The following is a 19,770-nucleotide window of genomic DNA, read 5'->3' as shown; positions in this document are numbered from 1 at the left end:
TCAGTTTTCAAAGGGCAATTCAACCGCTCATTCGACTCATGTCTCAAAAGCGACTTTTATAATATATCACACTTGCCTACTCGATTGCAAGTACTTTTTTTCATTTCGTCGCTTTTATAGATGAGCAACTCCATGATCGTACTCTTTATCGACCAGCCTCTTCTTGGCCGGAAGACCAATATAGCATGTCCAAAAAAGAAATGCAACCCTTAATTTCATTTTATTAATATCACAACCTCATAAGAAAAAGCAGTCCTGAGCAAAGCCGCATGAGCTTTGGCATAAAGACTGCTTCCGATACAAAGCAAACCTTCTATAATGTTCCTACGGCATTAGCTGCTGTAAGTTCTTTTCGGAGCTCCTCGTGAACGGCACCATTCGATGCGAGTACATTTCGCACGCCTAAAGAATAAGGGTTACCTAATGTATCGGTCACCGTACCGCCTGATTCCATAATCAAAAGAGCCCCCGCAGCCATATCCCATGAGTTCAACCCGATCTCCCAGAACCCGCTTAACCGACCCGCAGCCACATAAGCCATATGCAAGGCGGCCGATCCTGCAATTCGAAGATTGCGTACCTTTGGAGCAAGCGCCTGTACACCGTTAAGGTTGATCGGTAACGCATGGTTGCGATCTGGAGGCAGTCCGGTTGCAATAAGGCTATCGGATAGCTTTTGCTCGGAGGATACTTGCATTCTCTTGCCTTTGACGTAAGCGCCCTTGCCTTTCTCAGCTACAAAAAGCTCATTGCTTATGGGATTGTATATAACCCCAACGATAACTTCACCTTTATGGGCCAAAGCAATCGATACACTAAAGAACGGAAATCCATGTACGAAATTGGTTGTACCGTCTAACGGATCTACAATCCATAAATACTCGGCATCACTCATTGCCTCCAAAGCCTGCTGGGAAGCTAGAGGCCCCGGCTCTACTCCCTCTTCACCCAAAATGGAATGATGGGGAAAATGCGTTAATATCAAATTACGAATCATCTTCTCGGCGCCCTTGTCCACTTCGGTTACAAGATCGTGAGAGGAATACTTCGTATGTAAGCTATTGAAGTCTCCTAGCTTGCTCTGAATCCACTCTCCCGCTTTGGACGCGGTGTTAATGGCTACAGCGGTGAAGCTTTTACTCCCTACGGTAAAGGATGGATTGCTATTGGTAGACATCTCAATCAGTCCTTTTCTTATCCTCTAATAATTCAGGTTTTAATGTACACTCAGTATATTGAATATACGTTGTAAAAGCTACAGCGTTTCACCCAAAAAATGCTATGGTTTGTGACAAAAAAGTTACGCACTCATGCGTAAATCACTATCTGAAAGGATTGGATTCAACCAGTTCCTTCTTGTCTTGGCGTTGGGCGACATGATTTATAACATAAGAGAAAAATTCAAGCCTCTGCATGCGCAGGGCGTCTTCATTATGTGCAGAAGCAGCCTCAAGACTCCGACCGGCCAGCCGCCGCTGCTTGGTGGTATCATTTATTAAATCGCAAATCAACATGGCAAGGCGATTATCATCCTCAGGCTTCATAAGCTGTTCAGGAGAGAGAAGCTCAGAAATGCCTCCGACTCTGGAGCCAAAAACGGGTACCCCCCTGCCCATGGCTTCCAGCATAACTTTCGGCTGGCTATCTTGACGGCTAGGCTGAATGTACAGATCCAGGCTGTCCAACCAGTCCTGCCTCATCGTTCTTTGGTTCATGATCCCTTTAAAATTTACGACATCTTCAATATAGAGCTCCTCAGCCAGACGCTTCCAACGAGCGGGATCACCTTCCCCCACAATATCCAGCTTGACCGTTTTCACTGTGAGCTGTTGTACTTTTTTGAGAGCCTTTAATGCGATATCAATTCCTTTACTTTGCCCTGACAAGGTCCCACCCAGACCAATATGATAAACTTCCCGTTCATAGCAGGTTGCTATACGCTGCAGGCGATCTGTTGAAATATGCGGAAGATGAGCTTGAAACTGACTGCTCGAACGTGAAATCATGCGGCCGTTGCACGGGTAGCGGCGCTGAAGAAAATGGTTTGTCGCATACAGGGCAGCGGGAGCCTGGCCAATCATTTTTTGGAGACGAAGATTCATAATTGGAGATAAGAGCTTTCCAAGCGAGGTATCATAGTACTCTTCGGCCGAGCTGACAACTTCAACTGCCCACGGCTTGTTTAACAATTTGGCAGCTTGAATGGCTATGAAACCAACCTCACTCGGAAGCCTGGCTATGAGAACATCTGCTTTTTGCAGAGCTTTTTGTACGATCTTCATCGTCTCAAAGCGATAATTAAGCATTGATAAGGGGCCGTTTAATGGAGGTAAATGATAGAAAGAGACACGGGAATCATGATGTAGAACAGGGGAACTATCATGGGGTACATACGAACAGGATGGATAACAAACCATAATCTCACTAAACGCTTCTAAGTAAACATACCAGTCCGTGTCGTTTCTTTCCTCGTTCTGGACACAGCTTGAAGTCATGTCTTTATTGGTCATATAATCCGATGCAAATACTAATTTCACGTGATACTGCTCCTCCTCAGGCGTCTAAGAAAAGACAGATACAGGTAGACGGTTGCTTGATCCATCAGAGAGCGTCTTCTCTAACTTTTCAACATCATCATTTTATGTGAGAGGGAAATATGTAATTTACTTACAGCAACACAACAACCAAATAATACCATAGCCTTTTTAAAATGGTAAATATTAAGAGTAGTGCTTTTGTACTATATTATTATCAAATTTATGTTAAATTAGGCCTGTATAAGCATAATTTTAGAATTCACAAAAATAAAACGCCTGCACCTGATGCCGGGCAGACGTTTATACTTCAACCTATTATATGAAAGGGATTCTCTTACACTCCTACTATATGATAGCCATTATCTACATAAATAACTTCGCCAGTAATCCCTCGGGACAGATGGCTCATCAAAAACATCGCCGTATCTCCTACCTCGGCAACCTCCGTTGTACGGCGCAGCGGTGCTTTCTCCTCAACGGTTTTGAGAATCGAATTGAAATCCTTGATCCCTTTGGCCGCAAGTGTGCGGATCGGTCCGGCCGAAATGGCATTCACTCGTATATTGAACTGGCCCAGATCTCCTGCCAAGTAACGGACACTCGCTTCCAAAGCAGCTTTGGCTACGCCCATGACATTATAATTTTTCATGACCCGTTCCGCACCCAAGTAAGTCATGGTCATGATGCTTCCGCCTTCTGTCATGAGCGGATACATTCTTTGAGCTACCGCTACGAGTGAATATGCGCTAATATCTTGAGCCAGCGCGTGTCCAGCCCGCGAGGTATTCACAAACAAGCCTTCCAGCTCCTCTGTTTTGGCAAAAGCGATGCTATGTACAAGACCGTGCAGTACGCCAAAATGTTCCCCCACAGCAGCAGCAAGACCATCAATTTCCTCATCTACCGTGACATTACAAGGCAGAACCACCGAGCCGGGAATCGTATCCGCCAGCTTCCGGACCCGCTCCTCCACTCTTTCGCTCTCAAAAGTAAAAGCAAGGCGCGCTCCTTGCCCGGCTAACGATTGAGCGATCGCCCAAGCAATGCTTCGTTCATTGGCAACACCCATAACCAATATATTCTTACCTGTGAGCAGTCCGTTCATAAAGCCAAGTTCCCCTCTCCAGCTTGAAATGAGGCCTGTTGATTATGTATTCTCCCTCCATCAAAGTACCCCATTTTTCCCGATTTTTCAAGAATATAAATGAATTGGACGTCACAGTTCAAAAGAAGCCTGGGTCAACACTCTTACATCCGGGTGTGCACGCACATCCTCCATTAATTTGAATAGAGCTTCATCTTTCTTTTTCGCTTCAATCATGACATCAAGCCTGGGCGTAATGGCAGCGATCGAACGCAAAAACTCCATCAGGACAGATGCCTCGATAAAATCCGCATGTCCCCGGGGGTCCTTTTCGTTTTTCGGGCTGGAGACATGGATTTTCGGGGGTAAGGGCCGATCCGAGTGTTGTTCCGTTTGCCCGTCCCAAGTGTGCATAATACGGGGCCATAGCTCCGTCGCGGATTCCCCGCTGTGATTAACCTGATGATGATGAATATCCAGAACCATCGGCGCACCCACTTTTTCGCAAGTTTCCAGCGTCTCCAGGGCGGTGAACGTTTTATCATCATTTTCAAGAGTCATTCTAAGACGCACACGATCCGGAAGGTTGGTAAACCGGTCTATAAAACGTTCAAGAGCGGTTTGCTTGTTGCCGTAAGTCCCCCCGATATGAATGTTGTTTTTGGCGGAAAGATCAAGTCCCATGGCCTCCAGCATAGATGCATGCTTATCCAAATCAAGCAGCGAATTGCGCAGCACTTCCTCTCTGGGTGTGCTTAGCACTGTAAAATGGTCCGGATGAAAGCTGATACGCATGCTGTGCTCTTTGGCATACGCCCCCAGCTCTGCAAAATTGTCTTTTAGAACGTCTATCGGATTCCAGCCGGCCAGCAGCTCATGGTTGAAAAGCGGAATCAGCTTGGAGGAACAACGGTACAGCTGAATATCATAGGCCCGATTATGTTTAAGCAGGCGTAAGGTGTTATGAATATTTTCCGAAGCGATGCGCTCGAGCTTGCGGATTGCCGCTTCACGGTCTTCCAGCTTGGCAAAGCTCGTGGCCGTCATCGTTTTGGAAGGTGAAGCGTTCTGTACCCGCATGGACATGGCGACGTAGCCAAGGCGAACGATCATAAATGGACTCACGCTCCGCGTTTCATTTTACTTGCTAGCAGCTAGGATGCCCATTTGCTCTATACCCTATGAAGGTACAGCCATTACCATGTCCACGAATAGAACGGCGATCCTCTCTTACGGGATACCCCTTCTATTAAGGTGTTTCGATGATGTGCGGCCGCGTTAGTTCAAAAAAAAGCACCTGTTCGCTTGTGCGAAAAGGTGCTTTTGTTACTTATTTTTTAGAATCTGAAGAATGAAGGCCAAAAAACATCTCATGGGCAAGTGCCGTTTGAACCCGTGCCTCTTCTTCGGTTAATTTACGTACCAGCTCCATCTCTACCTGTGTGACCTCTTCTCCCTGGAAGTTAATCTCCGCGATTGAAGCGACAATCTTCACAATGGCAATAGCCTGATTATCAGGAGAATACGCAATTACCATCTGACCTGTAGGAAAAACGCGGAAGCCGGATTTTATCATTTTGCCCCGGCCGTACTCCAACAGCTCGTAAAGCTCCTGCTCCGACTTAAATTTACATACCGAATTGAATTCCGTTTGAAAACCCAAAAGCCTCACTCTCCTTTTAGATAAGTTGGAAGTCCGCTGAAATGATTTACTGTACTCCTAGCATACGTGATGCAGGTGCCCGAAGCAAGGGAATCAAGAGACCAGCCAACCCGGATGGCACGAATACTACTCTACATCAAAAGAGTACTGCAGCCGCTGCTTATCCGCATGCCGTTGAAGCGCAAGTGCTATCAGATCATCCAGCAGCTCCCCGTAAGGCTTGCCGGTTTCCTTCCACAAGAGAGGATACATGCTGTAGGGCGTAAAGCCCGGCATCGTATTAATTTCGTTAATGAAAATCTGGTTGTCTTCTTTTCTTAAGAAGAAGTCCACACGGGACAAGCCGGAGCCGTCCACGGCCAAAAATGCCCGTACAGCCAGCTCGCGAATTTGATCGGACAACTCGGCCGGAATGTCTGCCGGAATCATCATCGATGATTTGCCGTCGATATATTTGGCTTTATAATCGTAAAATTCATTCGATGAAGTAATTTCCCCTACGACTGAAGCTTTAGGCTCATCATTCCCGAGTACCGCCACCTCGACTTCGCGGGCATTGATATTTTCCTCTACGATAACTTTACGGTCATATTGGAAGGCAACCTGAATGGCTTGGAGCAGCTCGTCGCGATTTCTTGCTTTGCTGATTCCGACACTGGAGCCCAGGTTAGCCGGCTTGACAAAGCATGGAAACCCGATGGCAATTTCAATTTCCATCAGAAAGAAGGCTTGATCCTTCTCCCACTGTGTACGGGTGAAGTGACGGAACACGCATTGCGGCAGACCCTCTTGGGCGAAAACCTTTTTCATCATCACTTTATCCATGCCAACCGACGAAGCAAGTACCCCTGCACCTACATAGGCAATGTTCGCCATCTCCAACAGCCCTTGAATCGTTCCGTCTTCGCCGAAAGTTCCGTGCAGCAATGGCAGCACTACATCTAATTGGACCTCAGAGGAAGAAACCGCTGCAGGTGCAGCGGCTGCCGTATCCACTTTCACAGGAGAAGTAGATTCCACAGTGCTAAAGAACGGCTTCAAAGCAAAAGCGGCCGCCTGAGAAACCGCATCACTGCCAAAAGTAAGTTCGGCTGCAGTCTGGACGGGACCCGTCAGCTGTGGGCCTGACCTCCACTCCCCTTGCTTCGTTATGTAGAACGGGTGGACTTCATATTTGTTCATATCCATCGCTTTAATTACAGCAAGCGCCGTTTGCAGAGACACTTCATGCTCGCCTGATTTGCCGCCGTAAATTAACCCGATGCGAATTTTGTCGTTCATAATAACCTCCGAAAGTCGATATGAGTAATGACGATTGTTTTTACTGACTGGCATAAGGCATAAACTAACCCTGTTCGAAGAATACTTGCTTGGTAGGGCTCGTGCGGTCACATAAAATCGGTAATCCGCAAAAAACGGTACCGCGTCCGCTCGGTCCAAGCTACAGAATCTTTATAGCTCCAGTAGCGGTGATGACTTGCCGTTGTATGGGCGTTAACCAAAGGCATGCCGTTACCATCTTTGGCCGTCACGATCGTGCTGTGCTGAAAGCGTCCGTCGCCGTCCCAATCGTAGCTGATGACATCTCCGAGCTCCAGCTGATCGGCGCTGGAAGCCTCTTCGGCACGCAGACCCGTCCGGCTCATTAACAGATACCATTGCAGCGCTTGGGCAACAGACCAACTGAAGCTCCAATGCTCTTGCCCGTTGAAGCGGCCCTTGTACCACCAGCCAGAAGTTCTTTTCCCAGTATAGTTCATTGGCCCCCCGCCTGCAAAGAGGCACTGGGATATAAAATTACTGCAATCCACTTCGAATTCAATGTAAGCGGGATTTGCCTTATCCCACCATAATTCGGCGTAGGCTGCCGCTTTAAGTCGGTCGTAGTGCTGTTTTCTTCCGTTCGCTTCCAAATAGGGTAAAACGTTATGGTTAAGATAAGGCATGGACGGGGCCCGCATGAGCCCATAATCCGCATAGTGCTCATCCATCTCCAGAAGCCCGCCTGGCGGTGTACCCCTTTTCAAGGGTACGGCCTGTTCTATGCCTTTCGGTTCAATGCTTGCAATGTACCATTTGCCGTCTACCTCTTCGAGGGTCACGCGTTCCTTTTCCAGACGCTGCTCCTCCTGTTCCGTACTGCCGATAATGCCGACGGAGGTGCGTCGAAGCAGCAGGTCCGCCTTAACTCTCGAGGGCTGCTCGGACGCTCCGATAATCGTGAGCCTGGTTTCATTTTTCATTGTGAAAAAATTCCGGTCTTGATCCGAATGTGCGGTGCGGGCCAGCCGTTTGACTTGATCTTGCAGATAGGCGGAATCGGTAACAATGGACAGTAAGGGCTCAACAGAATAATCCATTTCCATCTGATTTTTGTGATGTACGTAATCATAGATCGTTGTTTTCCAGGACATGGCGGCTACCTCCACAAAACGGATTGAAAATCATAAAATCGGCATAAAAAGGGCATTTACCGGTCTTATAATCATTCCAAATATATGTGCTTACACGGGCAAAAATGATTGAATTTGACCTTTACGTAGAATCATTCAGCATGTATACTTAAGATATCACGAATATGAAATCGCGTTTCAACAGATGAAACAATATAGATTTCAAAGTTGAGTCTTTATCATAATGAAGGAGGAAATAAACAGATGGCTAAAAAAGACCAATATTCGGTCCGTAAATCGCTGGACGTGAACGGTAAAACGTTCCACTATTACAGCTTGCCAGGACTCGAAGAGCAAGGCCACGGCAGTATTTCGTCATTGCCTTTTTCCATCAAAGTATTGCTGGAGGCTGCTGTGCGTCAATTCGACGGCAGAGCGATTACAACGGATCATGTAAAACAATTAACGAACTGGGCTAGCGAACGCGACGATAAGGAAATTCCTTTCATCCCTGCCCGTATCGTACTTCAAGACTTCACCGGCGTACCTGTTGTTGTTGACTTGGCGGCTATGAGAGATACCATGAAAAAATCCGGCGGAGACCCTAAACGGATTAACCCGCTTGTTCCCGTAGATTTGGTTATTGACCACTCCGTTATGGTTGATGCCTTCGGCTCCAGCACAGCTCTGGAAACGAACATGAACATCGAATTCGAGCGCAATGAAGAGCGTTACCGTTTCCTTCGCTGGGCACAAACGGCGTTCGATAACTTCCGTGCCGTTCCACCGGCAACAGGTATCGTTCACCAAGTTAACCTGGAGTATTTGGCAAGTGTAGCAGCAACGAAAGTGGTTGACGGCGAAACAGAAGTATATCCTGACTCCCTCGTAGGTACTGACTCCCACACCACGATGATTAACGGTCTTGGTATCGTTGGCTGGGGCGTTGGCGGTATCGAAGCGGAAGCGGGAATGCTTGGTCAACCGTTGTACTTCGTTACTCCTGAAGTTATCGGCTTTAAATTGACAGGCCAGCTGCCAGAAGGCGCTACGGCGACTGACTTGGCATTGACTGTTACCCAAATGCTTCGCAAAAAAGGCGTTGTTGGTAAATTCGTTGAGTTCTACGGCCCTGGCTTGAGCAACATTTCCTTGGCTGACCGCGCAACGGTAGCTAACATGGCTCCTGAGTACGGCGCAACGATCGGCTTCTTCCCTGTTGACTCCGAGTCCTTGAACTACCTGAGAAGCACAGGCCGCGAGGAAGATCAAATCGCGCTGGTTGAAGCTTACTATAAAGCACAAGGCATGTTCCGTACAGACGATACACCGGATCCTGTATTCAGTGATAAAATCGAGCTGGATATGTCCGCAGTTGTACCAAGCTTGGCAGGTCCTAAGCGTCCTCAAGACCGTGTAGAGCTGACAGCTATGAAAGAATCGTTCAACACCATCGTTCGCACGCCGATCGAAAAAGGCGGATACGGCTTGAGCGACGAGAAAATCGCTGAAACCGTTGAAGTGAAGCATGCAAACGGTGAAGTGAGCAAAATGGGTACAGGTGCGGTAGTTATCGCGGCTATCACAAGCTGCACGAACACGTCCAACCCAAGCGTAATGCTCGGCGCAGGTCTCGTAGCGAAAAAAGCGGTGGCACGCGGCTTGAAAAAGCCTGCTTATGTAAAAAGCAGCTTGACTCCAGGCTCCCTCGTTGTTACCGAGTACTTGAAAAATGCCGGCGTCCTGGAATCCCTGGAAGCTCTCGGCTTCCACGTAGCAGGCTATGGCTGCGCAACCTGTATCGGTAACTCCGGTCCATTGCCAGAAGAAGTAGGTCAAGCGATTGCCGACAACGATATGACGGTAGCGGCTGTATTGTCCGGTAACCGTAACTTTGAAGGCCGCGTTCACGCTCAAGTGAAAGCCAACTACCTGGCATCGCCTCCGTTGGTTGTTGCTTACGCTTTGGCAGGTACGGTTAACATCGACTTGGCTAACGATCCAATCGGCTACGACCAAGCAAACCAACCAGTTTACTTGAAAGACATCTGGCCAACTAAAGATGAAATTCAAGAAGCTATTACTACAGCGATGAGCCCTGACATCTACCGCGACAAATATTCCAACGTATTCCGTGCGAACGAGCGTTGGAACGCTATCGACGTACCGGAAGGCGAGCTGTACGAGTGGGATGCGAAATCCACTTATATTGCAAATCCTCCGTTCTTCGAAAACCTGGGTGCAGGCATTGCCGACATCGCCGATATCCGTGGTGCGAAAACATTGGCCTTGCTGGGCGATTCCGTAACGACGGACCATATCTCTCCAGCGGGTAACATCAAGGCTGACAGCCCTGCAGGTAAATTCCTGATCGAGCACGGCGTGAAAAAAGAAGACTTTAACTCCTACGGTTCCCGTCGTGGTAATCACGATGTCATGATGCGCGGTACTTTCGCGAACATCCGGATTCGTAACCAAGTTGCACCTGGTACTGAGGGCGGCGTAACGACTTACCTGCCAACCGGCGAAGTGGAGTCGATCTACGATGCTTCCATGAAATATCAAGCTCAAGGCACGAACCTGGTTGTTATCGCAGGTAAAGAGTACGGTACAGGAAGCTCCCGTGACTGGGCAGCTAAAGGTACGTTCTTGCTGGGCGTTAAAGCCGTTATCGCTGAGAGCTTCGAGCGGATTCACCGTTCCAACCTCGTAGGTATGGGTGTACTGCCTCTTCAATTCATCGATGGTCAAGGCTGGAGCACGCTCGGTATCACCGGTACCGAAACGTTTGACATCACAGGCCTGAGCAACGATGTACAGCCAGGCCAACGCGTAACGGTTACAGCTACCCGCGAAGACGGAAGCAGCTTCAACTTTGAAGCAGCCGTACGTTTGGACAGCATGGTGGATGTAGACTACTACCGTAACGGCGGTATTCTGCAAACTGTACTGCGTCAAATCATGGCTTAATCCTGCTATATCATAAAAGAAGCTCTCATGGTCCTTTCGGGACCGTGGGAGCTTTTTTGGTGTGCAGTAAAGTCCGCAGCAAAAAAGCCCGGTATCCCCTTTACATTCCGGGGATACCAGGCTTCCGCTTTATTTGAGCATTTTACCCATGCGGCGGGCCGCTTCCATCAGCACCGGCGCATGCTCCATCATCTTCTCCAACGTGAGCCGGTTGGAGGGTCCGCTTACCGCGAGCGAGGCAACGAGCCGATGCGCGCGGTTGAAGATCGGCACCGCCACAGCAGCGGCGCCGGGCTCGCGCTCCTCGACGCTCGTCGCGAAGCCGAGCGTCTTCGCCTCATCGAGCTTTTGCAGGAAAGCGCTGCGTTCCAGCCCCGGCGGCCATGCCGGGCCTTCCATCAGCGTCTCCTGCACCTGCGGCTCGGCGAAGGCGACCAAGATCTTGCTCGACGCGCCGACATAGAGCGGCAGTCTTGCCCCGATCGGTGCGACGCGGCGGATCGCCTGATTGCTCTGCACCGCTTGTACCCTGACGCGCTCCATCCCGTCGCGGACATACAAGCTGATCGTCTCATCGAGCTGATCGCGAAGCCGCTCCATATCCGGCAGCAGGATCAGTGCCGGATCGTCGCTGTGATTCAAATTGGCGGAAAGCTCCCATATGCGAAAGCCAAGCCGATATTTATCCGAGGCTGCGTCGCGCAGCACGAAGCCTTTGCCCTCCAGCGAAGCCAGCAGCCGATGCACCGTGCTCTTGTGCAGAGAAACGCGGGCAGAGATTTCGGTTAAGCTCAAATCCTCCGATTCCGTAAAGCAAAGCAATATATCCAAAGCGCGTTCTACCGCGCGGACGGTCAATTTTCCATCTTCCATTCGGCCATTCCCCCCGATACTTCAGTTTCACTTGATGAAACCAAGTTACATATAGTATAACTCAACTCCTAAAAAACATAAAGCATATCTTTCATGGGGAGTGCCAATTCCAGCCAAGTATTACACGAAGATTACAGCAAGTTTACATTTTTCGCGATCAATTGACGCCACTTGCTGTACGTCTTACTATAGTAATAAGACTAAACGATTTGCTTAGAATCTACAGCATTAACAACTTCATAACCCATCGATATCTCAAGCATATATCGAGTCATCTGTACAGTTTATTAAGTCATCTTAGTTACTAAGGAGGGATTCCGATGGAAACCAACCCGCTCACTTCATCTTCTGTTCCTATGCACCCCACTGATATTGAAACCGCTCTCAAACCCTCCGTTGTCAAGAGTCGCTTCAGGGGACTATGGATCTCATTGCTTTCCTTATTACTCCTGTTCTTAAGCCTGGTCCTTGCTTTTCACGGCTACGTCGCCTGGAAGCTGGCCCGACCACATATTGACCCGCTTCGTTCAAATCCGGCGCTGGCCTTCGGCGCAGCTTATCAGGATATCGAATTTCCGAGCCTGAACGGCAGCTCCACTTTGTCCGGCTGGTATATCCCGGCTGAGCATCCCATTCCGTCCAACAATAAAACCGTCGTCTTCTCTCACGGCTATGGCGGGAACCGCGAGGAAATCTGGGTGCCTCTATATGATCTGGCCGCAGAATTGCACAAGCAAAATTATAATGTCATTATGTTCGATTACGGCTTTGTTCAGCCCAAGGAAATCGTTACAGGCGGAATCCGCGAATCACAAGAGCTGCTTGGAGCTATCAAGTACGCGAAGCAGCAGGGTGCCAAGCAGGTGTATGTATGGGGCTTCTCCATGGGAGCGGGAACCGCGCTTCAAGCCGCATTACAAACCAAGGATATCGACGGCATGATTCTGGACAGCACCTTCATTCTGGAGCCCGAAACACTGTATCATAATATGAAGCAGGAAGCGAATTTGCCGAAGTTCCCTTCCGAGCCTCTGGTTAAATTGTTTTTCCCGCTGATTAATGGCGTAAGCCTGAACCAAATCCCTTACACTAAAGTAAAAGAGACGAAATACTCCATACCGATCTTTTTTATTCACGGTGAACAGGATATGAAGGCGCCCTATGAGATGGTTCAAAACATTTTCAAAAATCAATCGAATACATCAGGCTCCCAGCTATGGCTGCTGCCTAAAGATACACACGAGCTGATCTACCGAGCTCATCCCAAGGATTATTTATCGCTTGCGACGGGCTTCCTCAATAATCTCCCGGTACGGTCAAGCGAGCCTACAAACCAAGGCCATTTGGAGCTTAAATCCTCCTAAATATTAGACAAAACCAAAATCCCCCTTCTCCCGGATCACTGCAGCAGTGCAAATCGCTGTCAGCGAGCCCATGGAAAAGGGGGATTTCTGTTTAGTCCTTAATCAGAGATAAAAATTCGGCTCTTGACGCCGCATCTTTACGGAACAAGCCGCGCACTGCGGAAGTGACCGTCTTGCTGCCTGGCTTCTTCACACCGCGCGCGCACATGCACAGGTGTTCTCCCTCGACAACGACCATGCAGCCGTGCGGAGACAGCTCAGTTTCGATAATATCCGCAATCTCGGACGTAATCCGTTCTTGCACCTGCAATTTGCGTGTCACAGCTTCAACCAGACGGGCGAATTTGCTAAGTCCGGCGATTTTACCGCTGGGTACATAGCCGATATGGATTTTACCGAAGAATGGCGCCATATGATGCTCACACTGACTGTAGTATACGATATCCTTGACGATGACGAGCTCCTCGTGTTTCTCATCAAAAGCAACGCCCAAAATATCTTTATAATCGGCCTCATAGCCTGCGAAAATTTCTTCATACATCCGGGTTACCCTGGCCGGTGTATCCAGCAAACCTTCGCGATCCACATCTTCGCCGATTAATCTTAAAATCTCGCGGATGTGGCCTTCTATAGCTGCCCGATTCTCTGCGACGCGGGTATTTTTATATTCTTTTGCCGGCATGTTTTCCCCTCCTAAGGGCTTTGTGGAACAAAGCCTGCTACGAAAAGTTTACGGACGAAACTTTTGTTTTTTCATCATTTGCTGTGCTCTTTGCATTTGCTGTTTGTTCAAGTTATAGCCCATTTTCTTGGCCATTTCCTGAAGCATTTCAGGGTTGCTCTGCATTTTCTCCAGCTGCTTGCGCAAATAATACACCCCTGCGAAAAATCCCCCGACTGCACCTGCCACTAAAGTTACTATAGGAATAATATAGCTCCACATTGTTAATTATCCACCTCATCAAGAAGTTATCAATGTACATCATAGCAAATCCTAGGCTTGCATACAAATACGATTTCGTTGTCCTCTATGATCCGTCCTTGGCGGCGGAACAGCTAGCGTTACAGCATTACGCTCTCTATAAAAACAGTCGTCTGCTTTGCCAAATCGACCTCTTTAATGTCCAGTTCACGGTCTGTCGAATCCGACTTAACCACTCGGATTACCGGACGTCCGGGCAAGCCCCTGTGCTGCCCAACGACAACTCCCGTTTCCCGTGTCGACAGCTTTACCGACGCTCCCGTCGGATATACCGACACGGTGCGGAGAAAATGAATCACAATCTCCCTGTCCAGCTGCGTTCCCGCCAGTGCTGTCATGTGCTCGCAAGCCTCATGCGGCAGCATTCGACGACCCAACGATAAGTCAAACAGCAGGTTATCGTAGGTGTTAGCAACGGCTACAATTTTGGCGTACAAATGAATTTGCTCACCGGGCATCCGCCGAGGCAGCCCTTCACCGTCAATTCGCTCATGATGCTGGAAAGCGACATGGGCGATGAGCAGGCTGAGCTCCCTTTTATTCTTCAACACCTCAAAGCCCCGCCAAGTGTGATGCATGCGCGAATCCTCGGCGCTGTCGTTAGTTATTTTCTCGACCTTCCCAATATCGTGCAGCAGCGCTCCCACTGCGAGCTCACGCAGCTGATTCACAGGCAAGTCCATTTGAATTCCGATCATCACCGACATCATACATACGTTCAACGCATGTACGTACATCGCATTATCTTGAGTACGAATGTCGGAAAGCTGGACGAGTACCTCTTTATTTTTCAGCAATTCCTCAAGTAAATGATCAATACTCCCGTTAATATGCCGGGTATTGAAATCTTTGCCTGACCGGATGGACTCAAATGTTTGCCCCATCTGCTGCATGACGGCCCGCTTTGTTTCGTCAGAAGCCACATCGGTAATTTCAACGTCTTCGAACAAAGGATCCTTAATATAGATCATCGTCACGCCAATCCGCTTAAGGGTCGTAATCATATAGACGGTGAGCTGCACGCCCTCCGACAAAAGAACAGCCCCGCTCCCTGAAAAAATGGTCCGGCCCAAATATTGCCCCTGCTCGACTTGCTCAATATGAATGTATTTCATGTCGGTTATCTCCCAAAAAGTTTTCCCGCAGGAAACACTTGTATCGTAGACAGTTATTTTACGTGCAACGCTTATTTGCCAATCAAGGATAAACGGCTTTCGCCGTCTTTCAAGATGGCATGCGTGTGTCAAGGTAGACGAAGGTTGAGAAGCTTATACTCCCTTATCTGCGAACAAAGGCAACGACCAACTTATTCGTTCGAATGTGTCCTTCATGCTTAAACAGTGATGCCCTCATGCTGCAGCAAAAAGCTTTTGATCTCCAAGCCTCCGCCATATCCAACCATCGATCCGTCAGCCCCGATCACCCTGTGGCAGGGTATGATGACGGGAATCGGGTTTTGGTTATTGGCCCCGCCTATGGCTCTAACGGCTTTCACAGAGTCAATCGTCTGACCTATATCTTTGTAGGAGCAAACGGTACCGTAAGGAATCCGACCTAAGGCGTCCCATACTTTCAATTGGAATGGAGTTCCTTGCAAATCCAGCTGCACGTCGAACCTCTTCCGATCCCCATGGAAATATTCCTTGAGCTGTACGGCCGGATCCCTGAGATCGGCCTCATCCTTGCGCCAATCCCGCGTGCCGTACCATCGCTCTGACCAGCTTTGCAGCCGGGCTGCCGTTAATTCGTCAAACCGGCCGAATTCGATATGGCATAGTCCGCTGCCGGCGCTTGCCAGCACCAAAGGTCCGATGGGAGAATCCAGCTCCATATATTGAATCGTTAAGACAGACATAGACTCTTTTCCAGCTCCCTTATGACAACCTGGTCCTGCTCCCGCTCCATAGCGCGGCGCAGCCCTTCCATCGCTTCCGATCCGCCGATGCGCCCGAGCGACCAGGCCGCTGCCGACCGGATCTCCGCTCTCTCATCGTGCAGCAGCAGCTCACTTAAAGCAGCTACGGCCGAGGCATCCTTAAAATGCCCCAGCGCCAATATGGCGTTGCGCTGAATCGGCTTTCTGCCGCGCCATGCGGCAGAGCTTGTACCGAACCGCTCCTTGAATTCGCGGTTCGTCATCTTCAATAGAGGGAGCAGAAGCGGCTTCGCCTGCTCCGGATCCGGCTGCAGCTCCGCATGCTGCGTCCAGTGCTTGCCCTTATTTTGGGGGCATACCGTCTGGCACGTATCGCAACCGTATAGACGGTTGCCTATTTTTTTCTTCAGCTCATCGTCTTCGATATGCCCTTTGGTTTGGGTAACGAAAGAGATGCAGCGCTGGGCATTGAGCTGCCCTGGGCCTACTAATGCTCCTGTCGGGCACGCATCGATGCATAAGGTGCAGTCCCCGCAGCTTTCGGTCACCGGGCGGTCCGCCGGCAGCGGTAAATTCGTGATCATTTCCCCGAGATACACCCAGGAGCCGAACTCAGGGGTGATGACGGAGCAATTTTTACCTAACCATCCGATCCCCGCCCGTTCGGCCACCGCGCGATCCACCAAAGCACCGGTATCTACCATGCTCTCCATACGGGCATCGGGCACTTGGTCACGAATCCACGCCTCCAGGCGCTGTAATCGGTTGCGAAGCACCTGATGGTAATCAAGCCCCCAAGCAGAGCGGGACAATATTCCGCGGTATGCCCCTTTTTCCGAACGGGGAGCGTCGGTGAGCTTGGAAGGATAAGCTACAGCTATAGATATAATCGAACGCGGGGCAGCAAAACTTAAGCCCGGATCCGTCCGTTTGTCCAAATCCTTCTCTTCAAAGCCTGATTCAAAGCCCTTTTCCCGGTGGCGCAGCAATATTTGCTTCAGCTCCACGAATGGATCCGAGGACGCCACTCCAATTTTGTCGATACCTAACGATTCGGCTGCGGCTTGCATATCCAGTTTTAGCTGCTGCCAATCGTTGCTGTTCATCTCCGCTATTCCCTTTGACATGCATGTTGCACCTCCTACAGCTTCTTCATTTTATAAAACGGCCACAGAATCCACTCCGCCCGGCCCTCTAACTTGGCGAGCGGTACGGCTCCGAAGGAACGGCTGTCCAAGCTGGCATACCGATGCCGGTTATCCCCCATCACGAAAACCTCTCCCGGCTTCACTTGATAGGGCTCGATCCGTCCGTCCTCAATCGGAGAATCGGTATAGCTCTCCTGTGCCGCTTCACCGTTAATATACAGCTTTCCCTGCCGTATATGCACTTCGTCCCCGGCTACAGCGACGACGCGCTTCACTAAATAAGGATGCGGGGATTCCTCGTCCCCTTCCCCTTCTTCAGGGTCTCTCACGACGATAACGTCTCCACGCTCCGGAGAGCTGACATAGCGAAAAGCCTTATTGATAAACAGCCATTCCCCTTCCTCCAAGGTAGGCTGCATGGACCCTCCCTTAACCATGGAGAGATGAAATATATATTGATGAACAAGCATCACAATACACAAGGCAACCACCAATGACTTCATCCATTCCCATATTTCCTTCAGAAAACCGGTAGAATGCGCCTCATGTCTATGCTCTCTCTCTCCAATTCGTTCGCTATCCGGCTCCTTCGGAGTAGAAGAACTCATGGTTATGCCTCCGTCCCTTCCCCTTTCCACTTACACCAATGCTTGTAATAGTCCAAAACCCAATCATCGCGGAAAGGCGCCTTGCCCTGCTTGATGCGCTCCAGTAAATCGTGAAGCCCCTGCTTCACCTTGCTGTCAACGATATCCGAGTACCGGTAGCTGATTTTGTGCCGCTCGTATTCTTCCTGGTCAACCACATGGACCGCTCCTCCAGGCATCCGGATGACGTCCAAATCATAATCGATATAGGTAATCACTTTGCCATTAACATAGGGAGGAGACGCCACATTGCAATAATAGCGTACACCGGATTCCTCCAGCAGCGCCACGACGTTAAACCACTGATTCGGTATGAAAAAGGAAACGCCGGGAATACGGCTCACCCATTGCTTTCCATCCGCTTCAACGATCTTGGTTTGACTGTTAATGAGTACCAGCATCGATTCTGCCTTATGAGGTTCGTAAAGAAGCGACTCGGGCACAAGCCCGTTTTCCAGCCACATCCGGTGAACATGCCCATCATGCTTGAAGCTTTTGATAATATAGGATGTAAAAGTCGCCATGCCGTCCAAACCCTTCTATAGTAACGTACGCATCTCGTTTTCTTCTTAGCATAAACTTATGTCCGGCGGCTTTCAAGAGTCGTAACACAAAAAGCACAGCCTCGACTTATGCTCGCGGGCTATGCTTGGTAAAAAAGAACCGTATCTTCTTATTCTTGTAGAGATTATCCGTTCACGATGCTCAAGCGATGGGTTGTCCGGGAAAAATCAGCCGCTTTATATCCCGCCGACTCATAGACCGGTAAAACCATTTCGTTATGCACATCCACTGTAATCATAATGCGTCGAACTTTTCTTTGTACAAACCGCTGCCTCATAGCTTCGATCAGCTTTGTTCCGATGCCTTGACGCTGATACTCCTGGCTGACAGCAATGCGATAGTAGTACCCTTCCTGATTGTCGATCGTGCCGATAATCACACCTACCATTTGATTGTTCGCGATAGCCACGAGCACCAGCTCACTATCCCAAGAAAGCTGTCTTGCGAAAGCTTCCATGGTTTCTTCGTAGCAAGCCTCAGATAATACTTGTTTGAACAACTCGGTACAGGAAACATAATCGGACAATTGAAAAGAACGAACGAGCATAGTGAACTCTCCCCGCGTCTTGATTTAGTATATATAAAATACGACAAATCTCGCAAAATTCCTGCTTAATGTTCGAAAAATCCTCATAAATCTTTATAAATATTTAAAATTCTATTGTAAGCGCTATATATTAAGCGTTTTCATAATATTTTGATACTTTTCGTCCCTTTTCCTTCCATTTTCGGTTAAACTTATCTAAATGACGATTACTTGATTCAAAAATGAGTTGACATTACTTTCTTTCGTAAAATGGTAACAAAATGGATAATTTTCCGTATAACCTTGTAACCGACTATTTCCGACAGGAGTGAACCGATATGACCAGTCAGCCTCCATCCCAAGCATCTTCCACGAAATCCAAGGCTCTTGTTAGCCTATTCCTTGCCACTGCACTTGCTGCGGCCTCCGGCTGTTCTCCTTCCACACCCAAGCCTGTCCAGCAAACGATCCCTCAGCCTGCCGGTGCGACGGGGCCTGCCGCACAAGCTGCGGCCCCTACAGCCGACTATTGCAGAGATACAAATAACGACGAATTGTGTGACGACGACGGCTCCAGCTACGTATCCTCCGGATCGAACCGGTACTATTACAACGGAGCTACCTATTACCGTCGCAATACAAGCGCCCCCGTCGTTTCCCAGCCGACTACATCCGTGCCGAGAACAGGGGCCAGTACCAACGTCACGGCACCTGCCGCAACCGGAGGCACCACAGGAATAACGCCTGGCAGCTCTTCGAATACAGATGCGGCGGCAAATACTCCGACGACCAGCTCAAGAACAGGCACATTCACGACCAACGGCTCAAGCGGCGCAGGAGGAGCGGGATCATCTGCTTCAAACGGGATAACGGGTACATCCGGGGACAAGCCCACCTCGAAGCCGGCCGACTCCAGTACGAAAAGCTCGGACAAAAGCAATATCAGCAGTTCCAAAAGCTCAAGCAGCTCTACGGATAACAGCAAAAGCAATAGTTCTTCCTCAGAGCTGTCCAGTTCCCGTTCCAGCGGCTCCACATCGTCAAGCTCCTCGAAGAGCAGCGGTATTTCCTCGGGCAGCTCCTCCTCCTCCCACGGGGGGATTGGCAGCTCGAGCGGAAGCAGCAGCAGCTAGAAGAACCGGT

19 protein-coding genes are annotated in these 19,770 nt (G+C 49.3%); 3 read left to right on the top strand and 16 right to left on the bottom strand.

What is annotated here, in order from left to right:
- Window positions 1-313: 313 nt before the first annotated feature.
- The 7 genes from CF651_RS18875 to CF651_RS18845 form a co-directional block, all read right to left on the bottom strand.
- Window positions 314-1,177, bottom strand: a complete 864-nt coding sequence (locus CF651_RS18875; protein ID WP_094016413.1) for an inositol monophosphatase family protein — start codon at window positions 1,175-1,177, stop codon at window positions 314-316.
- Between the two features lie 145 nt (window positions 1,178-1,322).
- Window positions 1,323-2,537 carry a glycosyltransferase gene (locus CF651_RS18870; RefSeq protein ID WP_094016412.1) on the bottom strand — a complete coding sequence of 405 codons (1,215 nt, stop codon included), beginning with the start codon at window positions 2,535-2,537 and terminating at the stop codon, window positions 1,323-1,325.
- 334 nt (window positions 2,538-2,871) lie between these two features.
- Complete coding sequence (fabI, locus tag CF651_RS18865) at window positions 2,872-3,642, bottom strand: enoyl-ACP reductase FabI (RefSeq protein WP_094016411.1); 771 nt, start codon at window positions 3,640-3,642, stop codon at window positions 2,872-2,874.
- Window positions 3,643-3,753: 111 nt separating this feature from the next.
- A complete protein-coding gene (gene uvsE, locus CF651_RS18860) occupies window positions 3,754-4,734 on the bottom strand; it encodes a UV DNA damage repair endonuclease UvsE (RefSeq protein WP_094016410.1) in 981 nt (326 codons plus the stop codon).
- Window positions 4,735-4,951: 217 nt separating this feature from the next.
- Entirely contained in the window at window positions 4,952-5,284 is a 333-nt protein-coding gene (locus CF651_RS18855) for a hypothetical protein (RefSeq protein ID WP_094016409.1), read from the bottom strand.
- Window positions 5,285-5,410: 126 nt separating this feature from the next.
- Window positions 5,411-6,565, bottom strand: a complete 1,155-nt coding sequence (locus tag CF651_RS18850) for a D-alanine--D-alanine ligase (RefSeq protein WP_094016408.1) — start codon at window positions 6,563-6,565, stop codon at window positions 5,411-5,413.
- Between the two features lie 107 nt (window positions 6,566-6,672).
- Complete coding sequence (locus tag CF651_RS18845; RefSeq protein WP_094016407.1) at window positions 6,673-7,698, bottom strand: amidase domain-containing protein; 1,026 nt, start codon at window positions 7,696-7,698, stop codon at window positions 6,673-6,675.
- Window positions 7,699-7,941: 243 nt separating this feature from the next.
- On the opposite strand from CF651_RS18845, the gene acnA reads away from it, so the two are divergent.
- Entirely contained in the window at window positions 7,942-10,647 is a 2,706-nt protein-coding gene (gene acnA / locus CF651_RS18840) for an aconitate hydratase AcnA (RefSeq protein WP_094016406.1), read from the top strand.
- 129 nt (window positions 10,648-10,776) lie between these two features.
- Here the strand turns inward: acnA and CF651_RS18835 are convergent, their stop codons facing one another.
- The gene (locus CF651_RS18835; RefSeq protein WP_094016405.1) at window positions 10,777-11,520 is read right to left on the bottom strand and encodes an IclR family transcriptional regulator; all 744 of its coding nucleotides are present in this window, start codon (window positions 11,518-11,520) and stop codon (window positions 10,777-10,779) included.
- 320 nt (window positions 11,521-11,840) lie between these two features.
- Between CF651_RS18835 and CF651_RS18830 the strand changes: the two genes are divergently transcribed.
- On the top strand, window positions 11,841-12,884 hold the full coding sequence (locus CF651_RS18830) for an alpha/beta hydrolase (RefSeq protein WP_094016404.1): 1,044 nt from the start codon (window positions 11,841-11,843) through the stop codon (window positions 12,882-12,884).
- A gap of 91 nt (window positions 12,885-12,975) precedes the next feature.
- On the opposite strand, the gene folE is transcribed toward CF651_RS18830, so the two are convergent.
- The 8 genes from folE to CF651_RS18790 all read right to left on the bottom strand — a co-directional run bounded on the left by folE (window position 12,976) and on the right by CF651_RS18790 (window position 18,648).
- Complete coding sequence (gene folE, locus CF651_RS18825) at window positions 12,976-13,566, bottom strand: GTP cyclohydrolase I FolE (protein ID WP_094016403.1); 591 nt, start codon at window positions 13,564-13,566, stop codon at window positions 12,976-12,978.
- Between the two features lie 48 nt (window positions 13,567-13,614).
- Entirely contained in the window at window positions 13,615-13,827 is a 213-nt protein-coding gene (locus CF651_RS18820; RefSeq protein ID WP_094016402.1) for a YneF family protein, read from the bottom strand.
- Window positions 13,828-13,946: 119 nt separating this feature from the next.
- Window positions 13,947-14,981, bottom strand: a complete 1,035-nt coding sequence (locus CF651_RS18815) for an HD-GYP domain-containing protein (protein WP_094016401.1) — start codon at window positions 14,979-14,981, stop codon at window positions 13,947-13,949.
- A 218-nt stretch (window positions 14,982-15,199) separates the two neighbouring features.
- The gene (locus tag CF651_RS18810; RefSeq protein WP_094016400.1) at window positions 15,200-15,721 is read right to left on the bottom strand and encodes a methylated-DNA--[protein]-cysteine S-methyltransferase; all 522 of its coding nucleotides are present in this window, start codon (window positions 15,719-15,721) and stop codon (window positions 15,200-15,202) included.
- A complete protein-coding gene (gene queG / locus CF651_RS18805) occupies window positions 15,709-16,869 on the bottom strand; it encodes a tRNA epoxyqueuosine(34) reductase QueG (protein ID WP_094016399.1) in 1,161 nt (386 codons plus the stop codon). The genes CF651_RS18810 and queG overlap by 13 nt, the downstream gene beginning before the upstream one ends.
- A 14-nt stretch (window positions 16,870-16,883) precedes the next feature.
- Window positions 16,884-17,498: a signal peptidase I gene (lepB, locus tag CF651_RS18800; protein WP_094016398.1), complete on the bottom strand. Its 615-nt coding sequence runs from the start codon at window positions 17,496-17,498 to the stop codon at window positions 16,884-16,886.
- A gap of 2 nt (window positions 17,499-17,500) precedes the next feature.
- Entirely contained in the window at window positions 17,501-18,061 is a 561-nt protein-coding gene (locus CF651_RS18795; RefSeq protein WP_094016397.1) for a DUF402 domain-containing protein, read from the bottom strand.
- A gap of 164 nt (window positions 18,062-18,225) precedes the next feature.
- Window positions 18,226-18,648, bottom strand: a complete 423-nt coding sequence (locus tag CF651_RS18790) for a GNAT family N-acetyltransferase (RefSeq protein ID WP_094016396.1) — start codon at window positions 18,646-18,648, stop codon at window positions 18,226-18,228.
- A gap of 317 nt (window positions 18,649-18,965) precedes the next feature.
- Here CF651_RS18790 and CF651_RS31975 point away from each other — a divergent pair, with 317 nt between their 5' ends.
- The gene (locus tag CF651_RS31975) at window positions 18,966-19,760 is read left to right on the top strand and encodes a hypothetical protein (protein WP_144029076.1); all 795 of its coding nucleotides are present in this window, start codon (window positions 18,966-18,968) and stop codon (window positions 19,758-19,760) included.
- Window positions 19,761-19,770 lie beyond the last annotated feature (10 nt).

The sequence above is a fragment of the Paenibacillus rigui genome, assembly GCF_002234615.1.
Taxonomy (GTDB): domain Bacteria; phylum Bacillota; class Bacilli; order Paenibacillales; family NBRC-103111; genus Paenibacillus_S; species Paenibacillus_S rigui.
The sequence above is the reverse complement of the archived record's forward strand: the minus strand, read 5'-3'. Positions and strand labels throughout refer to the sequence as shown.

Coding starts and splice junctions, on each gene's coding strand:
- CF651_RS18875 (WP_094016413.1), bottom strand. CDS start 1,177: ATGTCTACCAATAGCAATCCATCCTTTACCGTAGGGAGTAAAAGCTTC.
- CF651_RS18830 (WP_094016404.1), top strand. CDS start 11,841: ATGGAAACCAACCCGCTCACTTCATCTTCTGTTCCTATGCACCCCACT.
- acnA (WP_094016406.1), top strand. CDS start 7,942: ATGGCTAAAAAAGACCAATATTCGGTCCGTAAATCGCTGGACGTGAAC.
- uvsE (WP_094016410.1), bottom strand. CDS start 4,734: ATGATCGTTCGCCTTGGCTACGTCGCCATGTCCATGCGGGTACAGAAC.
- CF651_RS18790 (WP_094016396.1), bottom strand. CDS start 18,648: ATGCTCGTTCGTTCTTTTCAATTGTCCGATTATGTTTCCTGTACCGAG.
- CF651_RS18850 (WP_094016408.1), bottom strand. CDS start 6,565: ATGAACGACAAAATTCGCATCGGGTTAATTTACGGCGGCAAATCAGGC.
- CF651_RS18815 (WP_094016401.1), bottom strand. CDS start 14,981: ATGAAATACATTCATATTGAGCAAGTCGAGCAGGGGCAATATTTGGGC.
- fabI (WP_094016411.1), bottom strand. CDS start 3,642: ATGAACGGACTGCTCACAGGTAAGAATATATTGGTTATGGGTGTTGCC.
- CF651_RS18845 (WP_094016407.1), bottom strand. CDS start 7,698: ATGTCCTGGAAAACAACGATCTATGATTACGTACATCACAAAAATCAG.
- queG (WP_094016399.1), bottom strand. CDS start 16,869: ATGTCAAAGGGAATAGCGGAGATGAACAGCAACGATTGGCAGCAGCTA.
- CF651_RS18835 (WP_094016405.1), bottom strand. CDS start 11,520: ATGGAAGATGGAAAATTGACCGTCCGCGCGGTAGAACGCGCTTTGGAT.
- CF651_RS18795 (WP_094016397.1), bottom strand. CDS start 18,061: ATGGCGACTTTTACATCCTATATTATCAAAAGCTTCAAGCATGATGGG.
- CF651_RS31975 (WP_144029076.1), top strand. CDS start 18,966: ATGACCAGTCAGCCTCCATCCCAAGCATCTTCCACGAAATCCAAGGCT.
- folE (WP_094016403.1), bottom strand. CDS start 13,566: ATGCCGGCAAAAGAATATAAAAATACCCGCGTCGCAGAGAATCGGGCA.
- CF651_RS18820 (WP_094016402.1), bottom strand. CDS start 13,827: ATGTGGAGCTATATTATTCCTATAGTAACTTTAGTGGCAGGTGCAGTC.
- CF651_RS18810 (WP_094016400.1), bottom strand. CDS start 15,721: ATGTCTGTCTTAACGATTCAATATATGGAGCTGGATTCTCCCATCGGA.
- lepB (WP_094016398.1), bottom strand. CDS start 17,498: ATGAGTTCTTCTACTCCGAAGGAGCCGGATAGCGAACGAATTGGAGAG.